The organism is Shewanella sp. SM74 (assembly GCF_025653725.1).
GTDB lineage: Bacteria > Pseudomonadota > Gammaproteobacteria > Enterobacterales > Shewanellaceae > Shewanella > Shewanella oncorhynchi.
The window spans coordinates 16,420-36,942 of the sequence record NZ_JAKKRZ010000006.1; the positions used below are offsets into that span (position 1 = coordinate 16,420).

General features: G+C 42.7%; 14 protein-coding genes. 7 read left to right on the forward strand and 7 right to left on the reverse strand.

Features of this window, described 5'->3' with window-relative positions:
* Positions 1–76: 76 nt before the first annotated feature.
* A complete protein-coding gene (locus L5M49_RS07940) occupies positions 77–508 on the reverse strand; it encodes a thioesterase family protein (RefSeq protein ID WP_168822859.1) in 432 nt (143 codons plus the stop codon).
* A gap of 352 nt (positions 509–860) precedes the next feature.
* Here L5M49_RS07940 and L5M49_RS07945 point away from each other — a divergent pair, with 352 nt between their 5' ends.
* Entirely contained in the window at positions 861–1,841 is a 981-nt protein-coding gene (locus L5M49_RS07945; RefSeq protein ID WP_263265790.1) for a chemotaxis protein, read from the forward strand.
* 152 nt (positions 1,842–1,993) lie between these two features.
* Here L5M49_RS07945 and L5M49_RS07950 read toward each other — a convergent pair whose 3' ends face one another.
* Complete coding sequence (locus tag L5M49_RS07950) at positions 1,994–3,250, reverse strand: adenylosuccinate synthase (protein WP_028761418.1); 1,257 nt, start codon at positions 3,248–3,250, stop codon at positions 1,994–1,996.
* 140 nt (positions 3,251–3,390) lie between these two features.
* On the opposite strand from L5M49_RS07950, the gene L5M49_RS07955 reads away from it, so the two are divergent.
* Complete coding sequence (locus L5M49_RS07955; RefSeq protein ID WP_028761417.1) at positions 3,391–4,281, forward strand: LysR family transcriptional regulator; 891 nt, start codon at positions 3,391–3,393, stop codon at positions 4,279–4,281.
* 28 nt (positions 4,282–4,309) lie between these two features.
* Here L5M49_RS07955 and L5M49_RS07960 read toward each other — a convergent pair whose 3' ends face one another.
* Both L5M49_RS07960 and L5M49_RS07965 read right to left on the reverse strand, forming a co-directional pair.
* Positions 4,310–5,134: a substrate-binding periplasmic protein gene (locus L5M49_RS07960; protein WP_131523266.1), complete on the reverse strand. Its 825-nt coding sequence runs from the start codon at positions 5,132–5,134 to the stop codon at positions 4,310–4,312.
* A gap of 593 nt (positions 5,135–5,727) precedes the next feature.
* A complete protein-coding gene (locus tag L5M49_RS07965; RefSeq protein ID WP_168822865.1) occupies positions 5,728–6,162 on the reverse strand; it encodes a PACE efflux transporter in 435 nt (144 codons plus the stop codon).
* A 90-nt stretch (positions 6,163–6,252) separates the two neighbouring features.
* Between L5M49_RS07965 and L5M49_RS07970 the strand changes: the two genes are divergently transcribed.
* Positions 6,253–7,140, forward strand: coding sequence for a LysR family transcriptional regulator (locus tag L5M49_RS07970; protein ID WP_259540986.1), 888 nt, complete (start codon positions 6,253–6,255; stop codon positions 7,138–7,140).
* A 109-nt stretch (positions 7,141–7,249) separates the two neighbouring features.
* Here the strand turns inward: L5M49_RS07970 and L5M49_RS07975 are convergent, their stop codons facing one another.
* A complete protein-coding gene (locus tag L5M49_RS07975; RefSeq protein ID WP_011847480.1) occupies positions 7,250–7,873 on the reverse strand; it encodes a TetR/AcrR family transcriptional regulator in 624 nt (207 codons plus the stop codon).
* A gap of 393 nt (positions 7,874–8,266) precedes the next feature.
* On the opposite strand from L5M49_RS07975, the gene L5M49_RS07980 reads away from it, so the two are divergent.
* The 4 genes from L5M49_RS07980 (at position 8,267) to L5M49_RS07995 (ending at position 16,094) form a co-directional block, all read left to right on the forward strand.
* A complete protein-coding gene (locus tag L5M49_RS07980; protein ID WP_263265791.1) occupies positions 8,267–9,505 on the forward strand; it encodes an efflux RND transporter periplasmic adaptor subunit in 1,239 nt (412 codons plus the stop codon).
* A 13-nt stretch (positions 9,506–9,518) separates the two neighbouring features.
* A complete protein-coding gene (locus tag L5M49_RS07985; RefSeq protein ID WP_263265792.1) occupies positions 9,519–12,677 on the forward strand; it encodes an efflux RND transporter permease subunit in 3,159 nt (1,052 codons plus the stop codon).
* 443 nt (positions 12,678–13,120) lie between these two features.
* Positions 13,121–13,798 (forward strand): methylamine utilization protein, encoded by a 678-nt coding sequence (locus tag L5M49_RS07990; protein WP_263265793.1) that lies wholly within the window; start codon positions 13,121–13,123, stop codon positions 13,796–13,798.
* A complete protein-coding gene (locus tag L5M49_RS07995; RefSeq protein WP_263265794.1) occupies positions 13,788–16,094 on the forward strand; it encodes a GGDEF domain-containing phosphodiesterase in 2,307 nt (768 codons plus the stop codon). The genes L5M49_RS07990 and L5M49_RS07995 overlap by 11 nt, the downstream gene beginning before the upstream one ends.
* Positions 16,095–16,195: 101 nt before the next feature.
* Here the strand turns inward: L5M49_RS07995 and L5M49_RS08000 are convergent, their stop codons facing one another.
* Both L5M49_RS08000 and L5M49_RS08005 read right to left on the reverse strand, forming a co-directional pair.
* Entirely contained in the window at positions 16,196–18,103 is a 1,908-nt protein-coding gene (locus L5M49_RS08000) for a S8 family peptidase (RefSeq protein WP_263265795.1), read from the reverse strand.
* Between the two features lie 108 nt (positions 18,104–18,211).
* Entirely contained in the window at positions 18,212–20,191 is a 1,980-nt protein-coding gene (locus L5M49_RS08005; protein WP_263265796.1) for a hypothetical protein, read from the reverse strand.
* Positions 20,192–20,523 lie beyond the last annotated feature (332 nt).

The window sequence follows — 20,523 nt, forward strand, 5'->3', positions numbered from 1 at the left end:
TTTGAGTGATTTTTGTTGCCTTTGCTGATGTCGAAATAAGCTCAGAAAATCGCGCGCGTACTTGTATGTAAGAGTATTAGCTTTGTTCGCTTGATGTGAAACCAAGACTTAATATGGCGATTAACTCTGCCGGCATAGGCGCTAATTGACGGGCTTGATTCATACACACCATTTCTATGGTTGCAGTGACAGCAGGTTTTTTGCCCTGAGGGCGCCAAATTTCCTGTAGCCACACAGTGCGATACTTGCTCTCAAAGTAAAATTTAGTCCGTACATCGATAATATCGGCAAATTCCACCCCCTCATGGCATAGCATATCGCTACGATACACAGCAAAACCCAGTTGGTTTTGTTGCCATAATGCACTTAAACGCTCAGCACCAATCACATGCTCACGGGCTCGCTCGAAGTATTTCAAAAAGTTGGGGTGATACACCACGCCAGAAAAATCAGTATCTTCATAGTAGATTTGCACTGGGAAAGAAAAGGTCGGGCTAAATTGCGGCATGGGGTACGGCTATTCTAGATAGTTTTATTGCGCAATAGTTTAGCGGCTTATCTCTTAAAACAAAACCTCTAATGCGGAGAGACAAAAGCGCTGTTAAAGGAAATGTGCAGACTACTTTAGGTCGGCAACGGCGATGCTTAATCTGGACATGATTGACAATGTGACGACTGAAATAGTCATTAGATTCGATTATGGGACGCTTTTCTGCTTATAGATAAAATGCTTGTTACCCAAAAAATATCACGCTAATCAGGCAGTAAAATCACACTATCGTGCCTAATTCATTAATCCCTTCCTATACTGATAACTGCAATCCCTTTCTTACGTTGATTTGCTAGGTTGAGAGCTTTATATGAGCGAAATTAAAAAATCAGAAATATTGACAGAGAGTGGCACAAATGAACTCGAAATTATTGAGTTTCATCTACATAAGACACTTCCTAACGGTTGCCATAAGGTGTGCCATTACGGTATTAATGTCGCCAAAGTGAGAGAAGTGATTAGGGTGCCAGAAACGTCAGATTATCCCAATGCCCAGCGGCACATGGTTGGGGTGTTCTCGCTGCGAGAAAAGTTGATCCCTTTGGTCGATCTAGCCGGATGGCTCGGAATATCGACACCTGAGGATTTAACCCACAAAGTGGTCATAGTGACTGATTTTAATAAGATGATTAATGGGTTCTTAATCGATAGTGTTCGTAGCATCCATAGAGTGTCGTGGGAGCAAGTTGAATCGCCGAGTCAATTTTTAGAAGCGGGTGAAAATGATTGTGTCGTTGCCGTAGTGCGCCGTGATGGCATGCTCATTATGATATTGGATTTTGAGAAAATTATTGCTGACATTAATCCTGAACTGAGTATGGATAAGTACGATGTCACGCTCGATAGAAGTGTACTGATCAATGATAAAATGCTGGCGAAACGTGAAGCGAAAACGATTTTAATTGTCGATGATTCCGCTTTTATTCGTAAGATGATCGAAAATACCCTTCGCAGCGCAGGTTACAACATTATCACAGCCAAAGATGGTGGTGATGCCCTTGAAATGCTGATGGAATTTGAGAATCTTGCTGACCAAGATAATGCTTCTATTTCTGATTTTGTCAGCGCCATTATTACGGATGTTGAGATGCCTCGCATGGATGGCATGCATTTGGTGAAACGCTTAAGAGAATCCAAGGCGTATCGACAAATGCCAATTGTGATGTTTTCCTCTTTAATGAGTGAAGATAACCGCGCAAAGGCGATGGCATTAGGTGCTAACGATACCATTACTAAACCAGAAATTGGTCGTATGGTCGGTATGATAGATAAATACGTATTCGAAGAGTAATGCTATTTCATTTAGCGGCGATATTTGAATATGGGGTATTCGAGTCATCGCTATCAACGTCTTGAGTGATTCTTCAATGACAAACCATATCAAAGTAAAAAGCCATATTCACCGAGGCGAATATGGCTTTTTTGTAGGGTAAACGTTGTTTACTAGCGAATGATCATTTGATCGCGCTCTGGTCCAACAGAAACCATGCTAACGCGTACACCCATTAAGTCTTCAATACGTTCAACATATTGTTGTGCGGCGACTGGCAGGCTTTCGAAGGTGCGACAACCAGTAATATCTTCGCTCCAGCTTGGCATTTGCTCGTACACTGGGCTTAACGCAGCAGTTTGTGGCCAAATTGGGTTCTCTGTGTGTTCACCTGCATAGGCAACACAGATTTTCAGATCTTTCATGCCAGAAAGACAATCAATCTTAGTCAGGGCAATTTCGGTTGCTGCTTGTAGCTCAACACCATTACGGGTGGCAACAGCATCAAAATATCCCATGTCACGTGGACGGCCTGTCGTTGCACCAAACTCGTTGGCATTTTCGCGGAAGGCGTCTTGCTCTTCCATTGCGGTCACTAACGTGCCTGTGCCGACTGATGAGCTAAAGGCTTTCGCGACAGCAATTACGCGCTCTGGACGCAGGGCAGGTAAACCGCTGCCGATACCCGCGTAAGCCGCAGTCACGTTTGAAGATGTGGTATAAGGATATTCGCCGTAGACTAAGTCGCGGCCAGCACCTAATTGCGCTTCAAACAGTAAGCTCGCATCTTGTTTTTGTAATGCTTTTAATGGCTCTGTCACGTTACAAATAAACGGACGCCAAGGTGCCGTCACTTCTAATAACCATGCGGTCATTTCGGCGGCGGTTTGATTAAAATCGCAGCTTGGATAAAGTGCTTTTAACTGTGGCAATTTCCAGTCGAGCATAAATTGAATACGCTCTTGCAGCACTTCAGGTTGGTTTAACCAGCCGACTAAAATGCCTTTCTTCATCACGCGATCGCCATAGGCAGGCGCAATCCCTTGACGGGTTGAACCATAGGCGAGGTCGCCAAGACGTTGTTCTTCTAAGGTATCTTCTAATGCATGTAGAGGTAAGCACAGGGTAGCACGGTCAGAAATGCATAATTTGACTTCAATGCCAGCCGCTTGCACTTCAGCAATTTCTACACTGAGTTTTTCAGGACTGATCACCATGCCAGGGCCTAAAACTGCAACGCAGTTAGGGTTGAAAATGCCACTTGGTAATTGGTGTAATTTAAAGGTGCCATAGTCGTTGACGACGGTATGACCAGCGTTGTTACCACCTTGAAAGCGAATACTGGCAGCGGCATCCGCGGCTAAATAATCTACGATGCGGCCTTTGCCTTCATCACCCCAATTTGCACCCACAACCACGATCGACGGCATAACAACATCTCCTCATTGATTAAGACGCTATGCTAGACCCGTCAATTGAATAAGAGAAATTAATTATGGTTATCATCCCAATAAGAATTTCATATATCATTGGCTATCATTAACTCTAATACTTTGCAAAAGGTGACGTGATGCTCGATATCCATTGGTTAAAGACCTTCGTGACTTTGGCTGAATACAAGCATTTTGGGAAAGCGGCCACAGCGCTGCACATGACGCAGCCCAATGTTAGCTTGCATATTAAGCAGTTAGAGCAAAGCACTCGAGTCAAGCTGATTGACCGTAATCCCTTTCGATTAACGCAAGCGGGATTTCGCCTGTTAGAGAGCAGTCAGAAGACGTTAATGGAGCTGCAAATTTGTCAGGCGGATCTCAATGCGATTAATGACCTTAGCCAAGGCACATTGACCATTGCCGCCAGCGACATTATCTCGCGGTTATTGTTGATCCAGCCGTTTCAGCTTTTTAAGGCGGAGTTTCCGGGAATAGATTTCTCACTGCTCAACACAACCTCATCACAAGCCTCTGAATTGGTGAAAAATGCCGAGGCCGATTTAGGGTTTGTGATTGCGCAGAAGGAAAGTCAGCCACTGCATTTTACTGAGCTACAACAGATTAAATGGTGTGCAATCGGAGATAATTTACAGCAATGGCAGCAGGCAAAACCCTCTGTGGATACGCCCTTAGCTGAGCAACCGACGTTGATTTTATTAGGACACGATACGCGAACCCGCGAATTATTAGATCCCGCATTACCGTCGCTGAACTTATCGAATTACAGAATAATGGAAGTCGGCAGTGTTGACGCGCAAATCGATTGGGCAGAGGCGGGATTTGGTGTGGCGATCGTACCGGAGTTTTCTGTTTACACTAAGGCGAATCTCACCACTAAAGTCACTCCTCTACCGCAATTCCCTACAACGAGTTTAGGTTATATTGTGCGCCAGAATCAGATCCTGTCGAAGGCTATTAAGCAGCTGTTATATTGGGTGAATCAAGAGATCATTCGCTCGCAGCGGTAATCTATCATTCGCTTGTAGCGATAGTGGATTAGTCAGCGACTAAGAGCAGTTTGTCGTATTGGCCTGTGGCTTTTAGCTGTGATAAGCCAGCGTCGAGTTGGCTTGCTAAGGTTTGTGCTTGCGGATTTCCTTTCGAGAAGGCCAAAAAAATATCGCTGCTGTGGTTAGCAAATGCAGGAATAATCTCATCATCTACGCCCATTTTTTTCAGGTTTTCCTTCGCGACTAAGTCGAACATCAAGGCGGCATCTATGCGACCAATCAACAATAAATTGATGAGCTGTTGTTGGTTGGCGACGGTGACAATATTGAGCTGTTGCTGTTTAACTAATGTGGGAAACTCATCGCCATATTCATAGCTTTTAATCACGCCGATAACGGTGCCTTTAGGTAGAGCCCATTTATTGTCTGCCAGAATAGGTTTTTGTTTCTTTTGATAAAAAGAAGCCGTGGCGATAAATAATGGGGTGTTTCCAAAGATGAAGCGTTGCTCAGTACTGTTCTCGCGGGTGACGTTAAACACCCCATCAACTGCACCTTTTTCCGCCATCATTAAGGCGCGGGAGTAGGGTACAACTAAGCTATTCACTTCAATATGCGACTGTTTAAATGCGGCTTGGATTAAACGATGGGAAATACCTTGACCAAACTGATTGGCGAAAGGTGGCCAACTGTCTTCTGCGGCTAAGGTTATGGCTTGAGGTTGCGATTCTGCTGGTATTGCATTACTTTCTTTAGCGAGTGCCATGTTGCAAATAATGGATACGAGCAATAAAACGATGCTAAGTATCAATGCTGACGGCAAATTTAATGCCTGCTGCATCCTGAGCCTCATTCTGTTCCCTGCACGCATTTTGCTTCCATCTCCCCGCTTAATATATGGCTTTTATAGCATAAAGAATTATATCTAGACTAATGATTTGAATATTAATTACTGATAGTTAGTCCTTTTGTGATGTTTATAGGATATTTAAACAACCTCAGTTTACTGTGTGCGGGTCTATTATTTTTATGTACTGTGTTTAAGGGGAATTTTACGCTGGGCAACACATGAACTGGTTTAGCTTTCTTGTTAATACCAATCGTACTAAATATCTGTTCATTCAGCGGGATTTCAACGCGCTTTAGACAAGGCGAAGGCTTGAAGGCATAGTGGTGCTCTGTCGAAAGCCTTGAACGCAGTATAAAGCGCGTTAAAACCCGCCCTTCGGGAGCCTCACAGGCATCCCACTCCCGTGTTGCATTGACTTAAAAGGGAATCACCATTTCTGCGTCAATGCGCCTTGGATTGAGATGCCTGTGAGGCTCTGAACTGATTAGATATTTAATGTGATTGGTATAAGTAGAAGAAATTGAACTGGATAAGTTTCAATGCTGCCATCAAACGAATCGCTAAATTGTTTAGTGAGGTTCGTTTGATGGTGATGTGTGTTGATCTTAGCTGCGCTATTTGACCTTAGTGGCTTGCATAGTAATCCAAGTCTTATAGGGCTGATACTTGTCATAGCACCAATGGAATAGCGTGCTATAGAAGAAGAAAAAGATCAAAAAAACCGCCTCTAAGCCCATGGCTGCCAACCAACCTATTTGTAGAAACCAGGCGATGGTCGGTATGCTAATGAAAATAAGTCCCCCTTCAAATCCAAAGGTATGCAGTATTCGGGTTTTTAAAGTGCGTTGCTCTCGATTTGCCCCAAATACCCTGTCGAATCCTAGGTTGTAGAAGTAGTTCCATACCACGGTATAAAGACTCAAAGCGATACCGACTATGACAAGCTCACTGGTTCCCTTGCCTGATATGAGGGCAGAAACGGGAATAATAATCGCGAGTGCAATCGCTTCAAAGAGTAAGGCGTTAAAGATACGTTCTGTCGTTTTCATGGCTATTTCCCATTCATTCAATGTGACTATGGCCATAATTTTATCTAGTATAGGGATAACTAATAGTTAGATAGTATCGGTAAAAGCGATATGTTTAGTCTCGAACAACTCGAAGCCTTTATGGAAACCGTAGAATCTGGTTCATTTTCGAATGCCGCAAGGCAATTGAAGAAAGCACAATCCGTGGTTAGCCAGCATGTGATGAATCTTGAAATTGACTGTGGGGTTGAGTTATTTGACCGTTCGGGTCGTTACCCTGTATTAACGGCCGAAGGCAGTAAATTACTGCCCTACGCAAGAGCGACGATTCTTCAACATCGTAGACTCAAACATACCGCCTTATCGCTCTTTGGTAGTCAATCTTCAGAAGTGTGCCTTGCGATGGATGAAGGCATTCCGATACAGAGAATATCGGAAATTATTCAGTTGTTAGAAAGTGATTTCCCTAATATCGAACTCGAGTTTCTCAGTGCCTCAAGCATAGATATTATCGACATGGTACATTCGGGAAGAGCATCTACAGGACTGATTTTTAGCGAATTATCTATGCCAAGTAGTATAGATTTTGAGAGTATTGGTGTGATTGAATTCGATCTGTATGTGGCGAGTTCGCATCCCTTAGCGAAATCAGTTGCACCGAACATGGACTCATTGCGACTGTATCGACAATTATGCATCCGCTCACGTAATACTAAAACCAGTAGTTTTCAGCAGGCATTCAGTCCTGATGTTTGGTATGCCGATAACTATTATGTGTTATTGGAGCTCGCATTACAGGGCCATGGTTGGTGTCTGTTACCAGAGCACATGGCATCCAGCTCAGTTTTATCGGGCAACTTGACTCGGGTCCCTATAGAGTTTGAGCAGATAGGCTGGTATGCAAACGTCGATGTGATCCAGCATCAAGATAAAAGCAGCCTGCCATTATTGAAACGACTCAGACAACTGTTTAGAGAACTCTTGGTTGGACAGAAGTAAATGCTTGGACAGAAATAAAGCAAAGCATAAATAAAACCCCAGTTAAGTGAGAACTCAACTGGGGTTTATTGTTTGTGCGCATCAGGATTTGTGCATTAGGATTTATGGATCAGGACTCATCATTGCGCGGAAAGTTAGCGAGCACTAGCTCGGCGACTTTGCGTAATTCATTCGGGCAAATCCCACTGGTCGCTTGTACGGCCATGCCTTGCAATACTGTGCCGACATAACGGGCAAGCAATAACGGCTCGGCATCTGCGGGTAAATCCCCTTCATCTTTAGCGCGTTGCAATCTTTCGCACAGAGCGATTTCACCGTCGCGGCGACGATTAATCAAAGTGTCTTTAATCGCTTGCCCTGCTTCACTGCAGGTTAATGCTCCTTGAACAATCAAACATCCCTGCGGATGGCTTTTATCCACCAAAGAGCTCGCGGCCCCGAGCAGCATTGACTCGACTACCAGATAGGCGGTTTTCTGCTCCAGCGCGGGATAGAAAAACGCACAGGGGCGTTGTTCATATAATTCTATCGCTTTGAGAAATAACTGTTCTTTATTGCCGAAGGCGGCATAAAGGCTTGGCTTATTAATGCCCATAGCTTGGGTTAAATCGGTTAACGATGTACCTTCAAAACCTTTGCGCCAGAAGACTTCTAAGGCTTTGGCTAATGCATCGTCAGTGTCGAAGGCACGTGGGCGACCTACACAGGGCGTCTGGGTGACGGTTGACATCATTAGGCTCCTCAATTCTCAATTGCCCCTAGGATAGACATGGGTTTAGTCCGTGTCCAGCCACACTTGCTGACTGATGACCGACTAAGGGGATTTGTCTACTTAGTCATCCAATGTGTCACCTAAGTTCAGCATTCAATCCGTGTCAGTCGGCGTTCGCCTCAATATTCATAAAAATGCTTTGAAGATCAAACTTGTGGCTTTCCGCCTAAGGTCGCATTGCAAAGTAAAGGTCAGTGCGCGCTTTCAATTTAATACCAATCGGTACATAAATTTGTTGACAGAGTCATTTTACGCTATATATTACCGTCCAGTACAGAATATTTTTTACCAGTCGGTATTTAAATGTGTGTGGTTCGAACAGCGTGACATGCCCGCCACTTTGAGGATAGTAATATGAAGAGCAATAAACCCTTACGAATAATGATGTTAACGGCTGTGGCCGCTTTCGTTCTTTCTGCTTGTGGTGAGCAAACAGCGCAGCAGGGGCCAGCACCAAGTGCGCCTATGGTGGATGTCGCCCAAGTATTGCATGAGCGAGTGACCGAATGGGACGAGTTTACCGGCCGTTTACAGGCGCCAGAAAGTGTCACCCTTATCCCGCGTGTATCTGGATATATCGACTCAGTGAATTTTAAAGAAGGCGCCTTAGTGAAAAAAGGCGACGTATTATTCCGCATCGATCCAAGTGTTTTTGAAGTGGAAGTGGCCCGGTTAAAAGCAGATCTTGCTAGCGCACTCTCTGCTGAGCAACTGGCCACAAATGACTTTGAACGAGCCCATAAATTGTTTGACCAAAAAGCGGTGTCTGCCGAGTTACTCGATACCCGTGAGTCAAACAAACGTCAAACCGCGGCTGCAGTGGCCTCGGTGAAAGCGGCGCTAATGCGCGCCGAGCTTGATTTAGCTTATACCCAAGTACAAGCGCCAATTGATGGTCGCGTGTCCTACGCGAATGTCACTGCGGGCAATTATGTTACTGCGGGGCAGAGTGTGCTGACCAGCTTAGTCTCTACCGCCAGCATGTATGCCTATTTCGATGTGGATGAGCAAACCTACCTCAAATACGTGAAATTAACGGCCGAGAAGAAACGAAACGATCCCCGCGCTGGCGACAACCCTGTGTACATGGCCTTAGCCAATGAGCGTGATTATCAACATATCGGCATGGTCGACTTTGTGGATAATGCGATGGATAAACAGACCGGTACCATTCGCGTGAGAGCCTCTTTTGACAATGAAGACAATAGCTTATTGCCTGGCTTGTTTGCTCGTCTTCGCACAGCAGGTAGTGGCGCTTATGAAGGTATCTTGATTGACGATAAAGCCGTTGGCACAGATCTGAATAATAAGTTTGTGTTAGTGGTGGGCGCCGATGGTTTAGTTGAATATCGCGGCGTGACCTTAGGCGAAAAAGTCCAAGGACTGCGTATCGTGACCCAAGGTTTGATGGCCGAAGATAAGATCGTCGTCAACGGTATGCAGCGCGTGCGTCCTAAGATGCAAATTGATCCGCACATGGTTGAAATGGTCGACAGCGACAAGCTCGAAGCATTACGCCAAGCCCAGTTAATACTCGATAAAAACCAAGATCATTTGACGGCGCAAGCGGTCGAAACGGCGAGCCGCGGTTAAGGAATAACACACTATGTTGTCGCAATTTTTCATTAAAAGACCGATATTTGCAGCCGTACTGTCATTGCTGTTTCTTATCACGGGGGCGATTGCCGTTTGGCAGTTGCCTATTACCGAATATCCAGAGGTAGTGCCGCCAACGGTAGTGGTCACTGCTAATTATCCTGGCGCAAATCCTAAAGTGATTGCCGAAACCGTGGCTTCACCGCTGGAGCAGGAAATCAACGGCGTCGAAGACATGTTGTACATGTCATCGCAGGCGACGTCCGATGGACGTATGACCTTGACCATCACCTTTGCGATTGGCACGGATGTGGATAAGGCACAAACCCAAGTGCAGAGCCGAGTCGATCGCGCTATGCCGCGTCTGCCGCAGGAAGTACAACGTCTTGGTATTGTTACTGAAAAATCATCGCCGGATCTCACCATGGTGGTGCATTTGTTATCGCCGGATAACCGTTACGACATGTTGTATCTGTCTAACTATGCGGCGCTAAACGTCAAAGACGAGTTAGCGCGGATAAACGGTGTCGGCGCTGTACGTTTGTTTGGCGCCGGCGAATACAGCCTGAGAATTTGGCTTGATCCCAATAAAGTCTCGGCGCTGGGTTTATCGCCAGCGGACATTATTGCCGCCGTGCGCGAGCAAAACCAACAGGCAGCAGCGGGCAGTTTAGGCGCGCAGCCCAGTGGCAGTGCTGACTTTCAACTTTTGATTAACGTTAAAGGTCGTTTAACTGAACTGTCTGAATTTGAAGATATCATTATCAAAGTTGGTCAGAATGCTGAGGTGATCCGCCTTAAAGATGTTGCCCGCATCGAGTTGGGTGCAACGAGTTATGCGCTGCGCTCTTTACTCGATAATAAGGACGCGGTCGCTATTCCTGTATTCCAAGCATCGGGCTCTAACGCGATTCAGATTTCCGATGATGTACGCGCCAAAATGGCAGAGCTGTCTAAAGGATTCCCTGAAGGACTCGAATACGAAATCGTTTACGACCCAACAGTGTTCGTGCGTGGCTCGATTGAAGCTGTGGTAAAAACCCTGCTCGAAGCCGTGTTACTGGTGGTGTTGGTGGTGGTGCTATTCCTGCAAACTTGGCGCGCATCGATTATTCCGCTGGTGGCCGTGCCTGTGTCTTTGGTCGGTACCTTTGCCTTTATGCATTTGCTCGGTTTCTCGTTAAATGCTTTGTCGCTATTCGGGCTGGTGCTCGCCATCGGGATTGTGGTTGACGATGCCATCGTGGTGGTCGAAAACGTCGAGCGTAATATTGCCGCAGGATTAAGCCCAGTAGAGGCAACGCAAAAGGCGATGAAGGAAGTGACTGGCCCGATTGTGGCAACCACCTTAGTGCTGGCGGCGGTGTTTATTCCAACGGCCTTTATGAGCGGTTTAACCGGGCAGTTCTATAAACAGTTTGCCTTGACTATTACTATCTCGACCTTTATCTCGGCGATTAACTCACTCACTTTGAGTCCGGCATTATCGGCGCTGTTACTCAAGAGCCATGATGCACCTAAGGACGGCTTAACGCGTCTAATGGATAAGTTGTTTGGTGCTTGGTTATTTGTGCCTTTTAATCGCTTATTTAACCGTGCATCCGATGGTTATGGCTGGTTAGTGCGTAAGGTTATCCGTTTTGGCGGCATTATTGGTCTAGTGTATTTAGGCATGGTGGTGTTAACGGGTGTGCAATTTGCCAATACACCAACGGGTTATGTGCCCGGCCAAGATAAACAGTATTTAGTGGCCTTTGCCCAGCTGCCCGATGCGGCATCCCTTGAACGTACGGATAGTGTGATCAAGAAGATGTCTGAGATTGCGCTAAATCACCCCGGAGTAGCGCACTCGATTGCCTTCCCTGGCCTTAGCATCAACGGTTTTACCAATAGTCCTAACTCAGGCGTGGTGTTTGTTGCGCTCGATGATTTTGACTCGCGTACCAGTCCTGAACTGTCGGCGAATGCCATTGCAGGACAATTGAATCAGCAATTTGCTGCTATTCAAGACGCGTTTATTGCCATCTTCCCGCCGCCACCTGTGCAAGGCCTCGGCACCATAGGAGGGTTCCGTCTGCAAATTCAAGACAGAGCCAACCTTGGTTATGAGGCCTTGTATCAGGTGACCCAACAAGTGATGTATAAAGCGTGGGTCGATCCTCAGTTAGTTGGCGTTTTCTCTAGCTATCAAGTGAATGTGCCACAACTTGAACTGGATATCGATCGGACTAAAGCGAAACAGCAGGCTGTGTCGCTCGATCAAATTTTCCAGACATTACAAACCTATATGGGCTCGACTTATGTCAACGACTTCAATCGTTTCGGTCGAACCTATCAGGTGAATATGCAAGCCGACGAGGCGTTCCGTCAAAGTCCGCAGCAGATAAGTCAGCTAAAGGTACCGAATCTGAATGGTGACATGATCCCGCTAGGTTCGTTCATCAACGTCAGCCAAAGTTCAGGCCCTGATAGAGTGATGCACTATAACGGTTTCACGACCGCTGAAATCAACGGTGGTCCAGCAGCTGGTGTGAGTACCGGCCAAGCGCAGGCGGCGATTGAGAAAATTTTGGCTGAAACGTTACCTAATGGTATGACTTATGAGTGGACCGAACTGACCTATCAGCAAATTCTCGCGGGCAATACGGGTCTTTTAGTTTTCCCGCTGGTGATCATCTTAGTGTTTATGGTGCTAGCTGCCCAGTACGAGAGCTTAAGCTTGCCATTGGCGATTATCTTAATCATCCCAATGACCTTACTTTCAGCCCTCAGTGGTGTGCTGATTTACGGTGGGGATAATAATATCTTCACCCAAATTGGCCTGATAGTGCTGGTGGGGCTGGCGACTAAAAACGCTATCTTGATTGTCGAGTTTGCAAAGGAGAAACAAGATCATGGTATGGCACCTATGGAGGCGATATTAGAGGCTGCAAGATTACGTTTACGTCCTATCTTGATGACATCTATCGCCTTTATTATGGGAGTAGTGCCTATGGTGTTCTCCACTGGCGCGGGCGCTGAGATGCGCCAAGCCATGGGTGTGGCTGTATTCGCTGGTATGATTGGGGTGACTGTATTTGGTCTTATCCTAACGCCGCTGTTTTACTATGCCTTAGCAAAGAGAGGCGGTAAAAAAGCCGATGAGCATAAAGAGATAACAGTCGGTTAAGCTTGTTTTCTAGTTGAAAAACACATGAAAGGTCTACATTGAGTAGGCCTTTTTTGTTTATTCACGGCGAGAGCGATTAGATTTGACTATCTTTAGCTGGGGTTAATTAACATTAGGTCAATTGATGCTTAGTGATGGTATTGCTCGCCAGATTAAAACTAAAACCAGAAATGAGGAATATCGTTGGTATTTTCTGGATCATCAATAAGAAACAATGAATAACTATTACCAGACCATTCTGTTAGTTTATAACTTATTGCCACTTGAGTGCGTCATTATCACAGTATGATTAGAATGGTTACTGTTTTACGACTTTTCTATATAATTTGATGATTATTCAATGTATTAGTAATGTACAATGCTAGATGAATCTAGATCGTTTTTTTACGCAGAACTCAGCTAAGGTACTTGTTGGCCTTGCATCACTATGCCCGAGGTAACGGATGATCCTATATCGCGTTTTATATGCGTTAGTACTTTGCGTTTTGATCTATTTCACGCCTCAAGTCATGGCTGCTGAACTCAATATTAATGTAGTAGATCTGCAACAACAGGCCATTGCCGATACTGTTGTGGAGCTGATCCCTGCTGTAATGCCCGATAATGCGATACCTGTCGAGCATTATGAAATGTCGCAAAAAAATCGAACCTTTATCCCCTTTGTACTGGCGGTGCCTAAAGGTGCAAAGGTGGATTTCCCCAACTTAGATCGTACTCGCCACCATGTGTATTCTTTTTCAGAAGCGAAGCCTTTCGAACTTAAATTGTATGTGGGTCAGGCCGAAGCGCCGATTCAGTTCGATAAACCCGGTTTGGTCGCGCTTGGCTGTAATATTCACGATTATATGCAGGCATTTATCTATGTGGCAGATAGCCCTATTGTCGCGGTGACGGACGAAAAAGGTGAGATCCAGTTTAAGGGACTTACCGCCGGTCAATATAAAGTTAAGCGCTGGCATCCATGGCAGAGGGCGGCATCAGAGCCAACGGATTTACTGATAGTTAATGGTCCTAGTCAACTCAGTCTGTCCTTAGACATTGAGCGTCAAGCTAAACCGTCGGCTCCGCCGTCGGGATTTGGTCACTACGATTCTGAAGGTAAGCCATTACATGCTAAATAGTTTTCGCGCTCGGCTGATTTTAGTTTTCTTTATTGTGCTGACGTTAGTGCAATTTGCCACGGCATTTTCTGTGTTGACAGCGACCGAAAAAGATAACTTTTTACAGCAACAGAAAAGCCTCGATATTGGCGCGAATGTGTTTCTCGAAGTGTTATCGAATCGCGGTATTCAGCTCAGTCAAAGTTTGTCCGTACTCAGTGCCGATTTTGGTTTTAAGCGCGCGATTGCTACTGGTGAGCAAGAAACCATTGAGTCAGTGTTATCTAATCACGGCTCTCGTATTGGTGCCGACGCCGCTGTATTGTTATCACCTAAAGGGGAGCTCTTGACCTCGAGTTTGCCCGGACTCACTCAGGATGATATTCAATCCTTATTTAATATGACCACCAGCAATCATAATGCGTTATCTATCCTTAATTTTGATCATGCTAGCTATCAGTTTGTGCTGCAGCCGGTGAAGGCGCCGACCTTAATCGCTTGGGTTGGCATGGGTTTTTTATTGGATGAGAAGGTCGCCCAACAAGCTAAAGCTATTACGGGCATCGATGTGAGTTTTGTCAATCAGGCAACGGGCCGCACTGAAATAGCTTCAACCTTATCAGATAATGAAAAGTTAAGCGTAATTGAGCAGGCGAGCTTATTGCCTAGCTTGCTGAAAATGCCTAGTGAAAGTATTCCCGTAGATCATCTGTCTATGGGCATCAAACTTTATGATCACAACGGCAGCCAATTAGCGCTACTACACCAATCAAACCTCAAGTGGCAGCAAAGTTATCAGCAACTACGCAATAATATGCTGCTGATTTTTGCTTTGACCTTAGCGCTGGCGATTGCGATTGCGATTTGGTTGTCGGGCAGTTTGACTGAACCTGTGCATCAACTAGTGAATTATGCCCGCAAAATCGGTCAAGGTAAGCAGCCTGCCAATATTCAAGGTGCGCCAGCAGAGCTTAGGGTGTTGGCCAAGAGTTTATCCTTAATGCGCGATGATATTGAAGCGCGGGAAAAGGATTTAGTCTACCAATCTCGCCACGATAGCTTGACAGGTTTACTCAATCGTTTTGCGGCAAAACAGCATTTGGCGGATCTTAACGATAAATTATCCGGTGCTATGGTGTTGTTAGATATTAAACATTTCCGCCATATCAACGATATTATTGGTTTTGCCAACGCCGATACTTTATTACTGCTTTTTGCTCGTCGCCTAGAGCAATTAGCACCGACACCGGATTTGCTGGCACGATTAGACGGTGACTCATTTTTACTTCTGTATAGTCAAGGTATTCGCCCCGAACATTTACTGAAGTCATTGGATATGCTGGAGTCTCCCTTTCCAATCCAAGGCTCAAATATTTCTCTTACCGTGCGTGCGGGATTACTTGAAATCGATGGTAATGGTGCTGATATCGATGTGTTAGTGCGCCGCGCCGAAATTGCTCTCAATCAAGCCTGTCTCGAAGAGCAACGTATTGTCAGTTATCGTCAAGGCGCCGATGAAAAGTATCAGCGTGAGCTGACGATTATCCGTGATTTGCCTATAGGTTTAGCGCAAAACCAATTGTATTTAGTGTTCCAACCTAAAGTGGATTTACGCCTAAACCAGTGCACTGGTGCCGAGGCATTGATCCGTTGGCAACATCCTACGCTAGGGTTTATTCCGCCCGATGAATTTATCCAACTGGCTGAAAATTCAGGCAACATTGATATTGTTAGCCAGTGGGTATTGAAGCAGGCAATTCAGCAATTAGTGACATGGCAGCGGCGGGGTATAGTGCTAAAACTGGCTATTAACCTGTCGGCCCATGATTTAGTCGATACTCGCTTACCAAATCAAATCGCCATTTTACTGAAAGACAATAATCTGCCAAGCGGTGCACTCTGTATCGAAGTCACTGAAGGCGCCGTGATGAAAGATGCACAGACAGTGGTGAGTGTATTACAGCGATTCCGTGACATGGGCGTGTCTGTTGCCATTGATGATTTTGGCACAGGTCATTCATCATTAGCCTATTTGAAAATTTTACCTGTTAATGAAGTGAAAATTGATCGCAGCTTTATCAAAGACATGCTCACTGATAGCCAAGATGTGATGATAGTCGATACGAGTATTAAATTGATCCATGGCTTAGGTTTTACCGTAGTAGCCGAAGGGGTTGAAGAACAAGAAGGTGTTGAAATCCTGCGTAACCTCAATTGCGACATCATCCAAGGCTATGTGTTTTCAAAACCCTTAAAAGCGGCTGAATTTGATCTGTGGTTTGAAGCGTTTAACCGAGAAAATACAAGTATGCAGTAAAGGACTCATCATAGAAGGTCTTACTTAGAGCCTAAAATGAATATGTCAATTTAGGGGCTCTAATGCCTATCAGTAAGTGATAGGCATTAGAGTCGATGTAGTTATACTTTACAAATTGTTGGCTTTTGAGTTTGTGAAAAGTCTAATTCAACTAAGCTACCACATACACCATTCTTACATGACTGGACAGCTGCTCTTAAATACACTGAACGGTCTACAATAGTTTTTGGTACTGTTAAATCAAAAATATTAGCAAAGGAAACGGAACCAATAGAGCCTAATTCGTTAGTTTGCATTAGTTTGTAACTAACACCTTCTGTTTCATGCTGTAGTGAACCAAATTGAACATTATACATAGAGCAAGCACTAGGAATAACTTTTTTTATTTCAACAACATAAGCATCTTGAAACGCAGCATTAGTATTACCATAACGATGTTCTAATTTTACATTACCAATTTCTAAAGGGTCATTAATTAGAGCATTATAAGCATTAACGACACCAGCACCATAACCAACTTTTGACGCCCTTGATGCTGTACCATCACCTTTTTGTTCAAATGGAACAGCAGTGTTTAAAAGCATTGCTTCAAGCTCTTTAGCTGAAAGATCAGGGTGAACCATTTTCATTAAAGCTAAAACACCAACAACATTAGGCGTTGCCATTGATGTACCTCTACTAAAAGAATAACAATCACTATAATCAGCAGCAACACCACAATTTGCAGAGGAACCATAATAATTACTAGATATTTCAGCTACAGTAATTTCTTCACCAATCATTGATAAATCGGAATATGTACCATAATTTGAAAATTTACTAATTTCGCCACTAATTTGATTTGAAGAAACAGTAAAGGCTTCCTCACAGTTAGCAGGATAAACATATTTTGTGTCAGTTGATTCATTACCTGCCGCAATCACCACGCTAATATTTTTTGAGTAAGCTTCTTCGATAGCAGACTTCATATAACTATTAGATTCACAACTTAAATCAGCTTTACCACCTAAGCTAAGGTTAATAAATTCAACAGGTTCAGAAATTGGGCGAACATAACCTTTATCACCTTCTTTCAATCCATAGTTATCATAAGAACCGATAGCCCAAAAAACACCATCAGACACACTATTACCGCTGCTACTTTTGCCTAAAACTCTAACTGGTACAATTTCAACACTGTTTTGAGGAACAATACCAACCATACCTAAGCCATTATTACTTGTGGCCGCAATCTGACTTGCTACAGCTAAACCATGACCATTAACAAAAACTTCAAAAACATTATTGCTGTTTTTATACCAAGATTTATCTAAAGAATCATTACTAGGAAATAATTCAAAAGTATTATTTTCAGAACAAGTTGCATCTTTACCAGTATTTAAATTATCAGCAGTTAAACAACCAGAACCATTAGATAAACCAGAAAGAAAAGAAGCTTCATCAACACTAGACCAATTAATATCTTCATGTGGCCACTTACCAGTATCTAAAACAGCTACTCTAACTTTATGATCGATAACTTTATGCTTAATTGCGTAATCACGAGCTTTTTCGATGTTAGATAAACCCATGCGAGTTTTTTCTTGTTCATCAAAAGAAGATTGTTTTAAATATAAAGGGTCACTAAACTTATTGGCAACAAGAGATTGAGTTCCAACATCACTATTTTTCTTATTGATCTTGAAACTTGTTTTATCAATTAATGTTCTTTGAACTTGTGGATTTGTAATGATTGCATTTTCTTCAACAAATTTAAAATATCCTGTTTTTAAAAGAATTGAAATAGCCTCTTTACTATCAATATCAACAGAGACTAAATCGAATGTTTTTTGAAGTGGGCGAACATATTTAATTGAAACACCTGTTTCTTCTGCAACTTTTTCAATCATTTTTGCATTATGAATATTAATCATATCTGACCAATTTACAATAAGTTCAGCACTTGAAACTGATGCTGGAAAAACTGACATGGTAAAACAGAGAGCTAGTGTGTTTTTTGTTATTTTCATTTAAATTTCCCTTTGTATCCATTTTATCAGATGCTTTGTAAAATCATTAAAAACATATATTAATTCAATGGTTTTAATTTCATCTTAAAAATCATTAATCTTCAGTTTTTAATAATTTACTGTTTCGTTTGCCATTTGAGTAGCTACACCTAAGAATTTATACTCTGGATTCCAAGTCCATACACCATTATTGTATGAACCGTAAGTAGAAGTTCCAACAAATCTACTATACAAGCCATTTCCAATATCATTCATTTTATTCCAAACGACATCACCTAATTGAAAACTAGAATCTGTTGTTGAAAGTAATAGAGCAAGGCGATTAACTCTTTGAACCAAATCTTCACCTTTAACAGAGTGATATTCTGAATCTTGAGTATTTTTAATTTTATCAATATTATTTAAAGCAATCGCATAGTTAACTGAGTTTTCATAAAAGTTAGTTGTTGCTGTAGCTGTTTCATGATCAAATGTTTCAACTTCTCCAACATTACAAATATAACCTTCTTGAGTTTTAAAAACACCATTGTTTTCAAATTGGATAGTTTTGTTTTCAACAAACCCTTTTTGAACAGCAGATAACATACAGTTTAATTTATTAGTAGAAAGAGTTTCAGAGAAATATCTTGAATCAGAAATTAACAATCTTTCAACCATTGCTTCTTTTTGACTTAAAACACCTTTCATTTCCAATGCATCAATCACAAAATCACCAAGTCTTTCAATTTCTTGAGATTGTTTAACATATTTTTGAGCAAGGATAAGTTTTTCTTCAAGATCTACTTCTAAAGGAGTTTTTGAACCTCTCACATAGGCTTCATAAATTCCACCAGCCCAACCACCGTAACTATCAGTTGTAAAAACATAGAACAAAAGACCTGAAAGTTTTGAACCCGCTAATGCTTTAATTGTATAAGTTCTAGCTGTGTTGTCATAAGTTAATTCAAATTTAGATGAATCACCATCAATAATTTGAAAAGGTTGAACTTCATAAATACGCACACTTTCAGGATCTAAAGACTCAGCAGATGAAAGACTAATTGTTTTTGATTCACCTTCATTTAAGAAAACAGTGTAGTCACTATCTAAAAATGGAGATCGATTTGAATTGTAAACTTCAATATTAAAAGATAATACTTGAGAGTTTACACCATCAGAAACTGTCATTACACCACTGTACTTACCTAATGTGTCTTTTTTAGTAGAAACAACAATTTCTCCTGAATCAAGATCAACCACACTAGCAATATCAGGAGTCATTTTAACATTAACATTCAAAGAATTTAAGCTAACAGAGCCTAATTGAATATTAAATTTATATCGACCTTGAGCAGCTTGAGCAACATATAAACTAGTATTTTCTGAATCAACCCAACTTAAAGAAAATGGGGTGTAATCACCTGATTCTACGACTTTAACTGTAAATGATTTAGTCACAGTATTGACACCATCAGTAACAGACACTTCAACGGTAGACATAGAATCAATATTAACAGCACTTGAAACTAAGTTAACATCATTACCAACTATTGAAGCAGACACGTAAGGATTACTTGATTTTACTGAATAAGATAAAGGTTCACCCTCTGGATCCGTTGCAGAAAAAGGAACTACACCAGTTGAACTTTCTGACATTGTATAAGTTGATGCTAAGGTTAAAACTGGAGGATTATTAACAATAACAATATCGTTTAGTACTTTAACTGATATATTTTTTACAGCAGTAGCTTTACCGTCGGAAACAGTGATCTTTACAATTGCTGTAACATCATTTTCAACTTCATTTGCGGTAATAATAACAGCTGAGCCAGCAATGTGAGCAGAAACCGCGATATTGTTTGAATCAACTAAGTAGCTTAAAGAATCACCATTAGAATCTTTACCAACAAAGGAAACTGTTTCTGAAGTCTTTTCTTTTAACTCAACTTGAGCTTTAGAGATCGTTAAGCTTGGAGCTGTGTTAGTCGTTGGTGGTGTTATTGGATCAGTTGGCGGTTTGGGATCATCACCACCTTCGCCTCCACCTCCACAGGCTGTAAGTGACATTATAAGTATAATTTTTGATGCCCATAGGTATATTTTTTGCATTCTCATTCTCTATTATTTCTAGGTGTTTCAGGGGTAAAACCTACACGGAAGCAGAGCTATTATAAGTTTATGATTGGTTGTGGCTAAAAAATAAACAGCTAGGGTGGGAGATAGATTCGTATATAGCTTTGTAGATTGTGAGCATGCATCAGTCCTTTGTTTAAAGAGGTTACTATCAATATCATAAGCTGTTTTTCAAATGATTAGTGCAGGTTGCACAAACCATATATTCTCTTGGCTCACCTTAATTGTGGTATTAAAGCCAGCTAAAATGCTAACTATTGATGTGCTGGTTTTTAGTAAGTTAGAGTTCACAGGTTATTTCTAGCTGC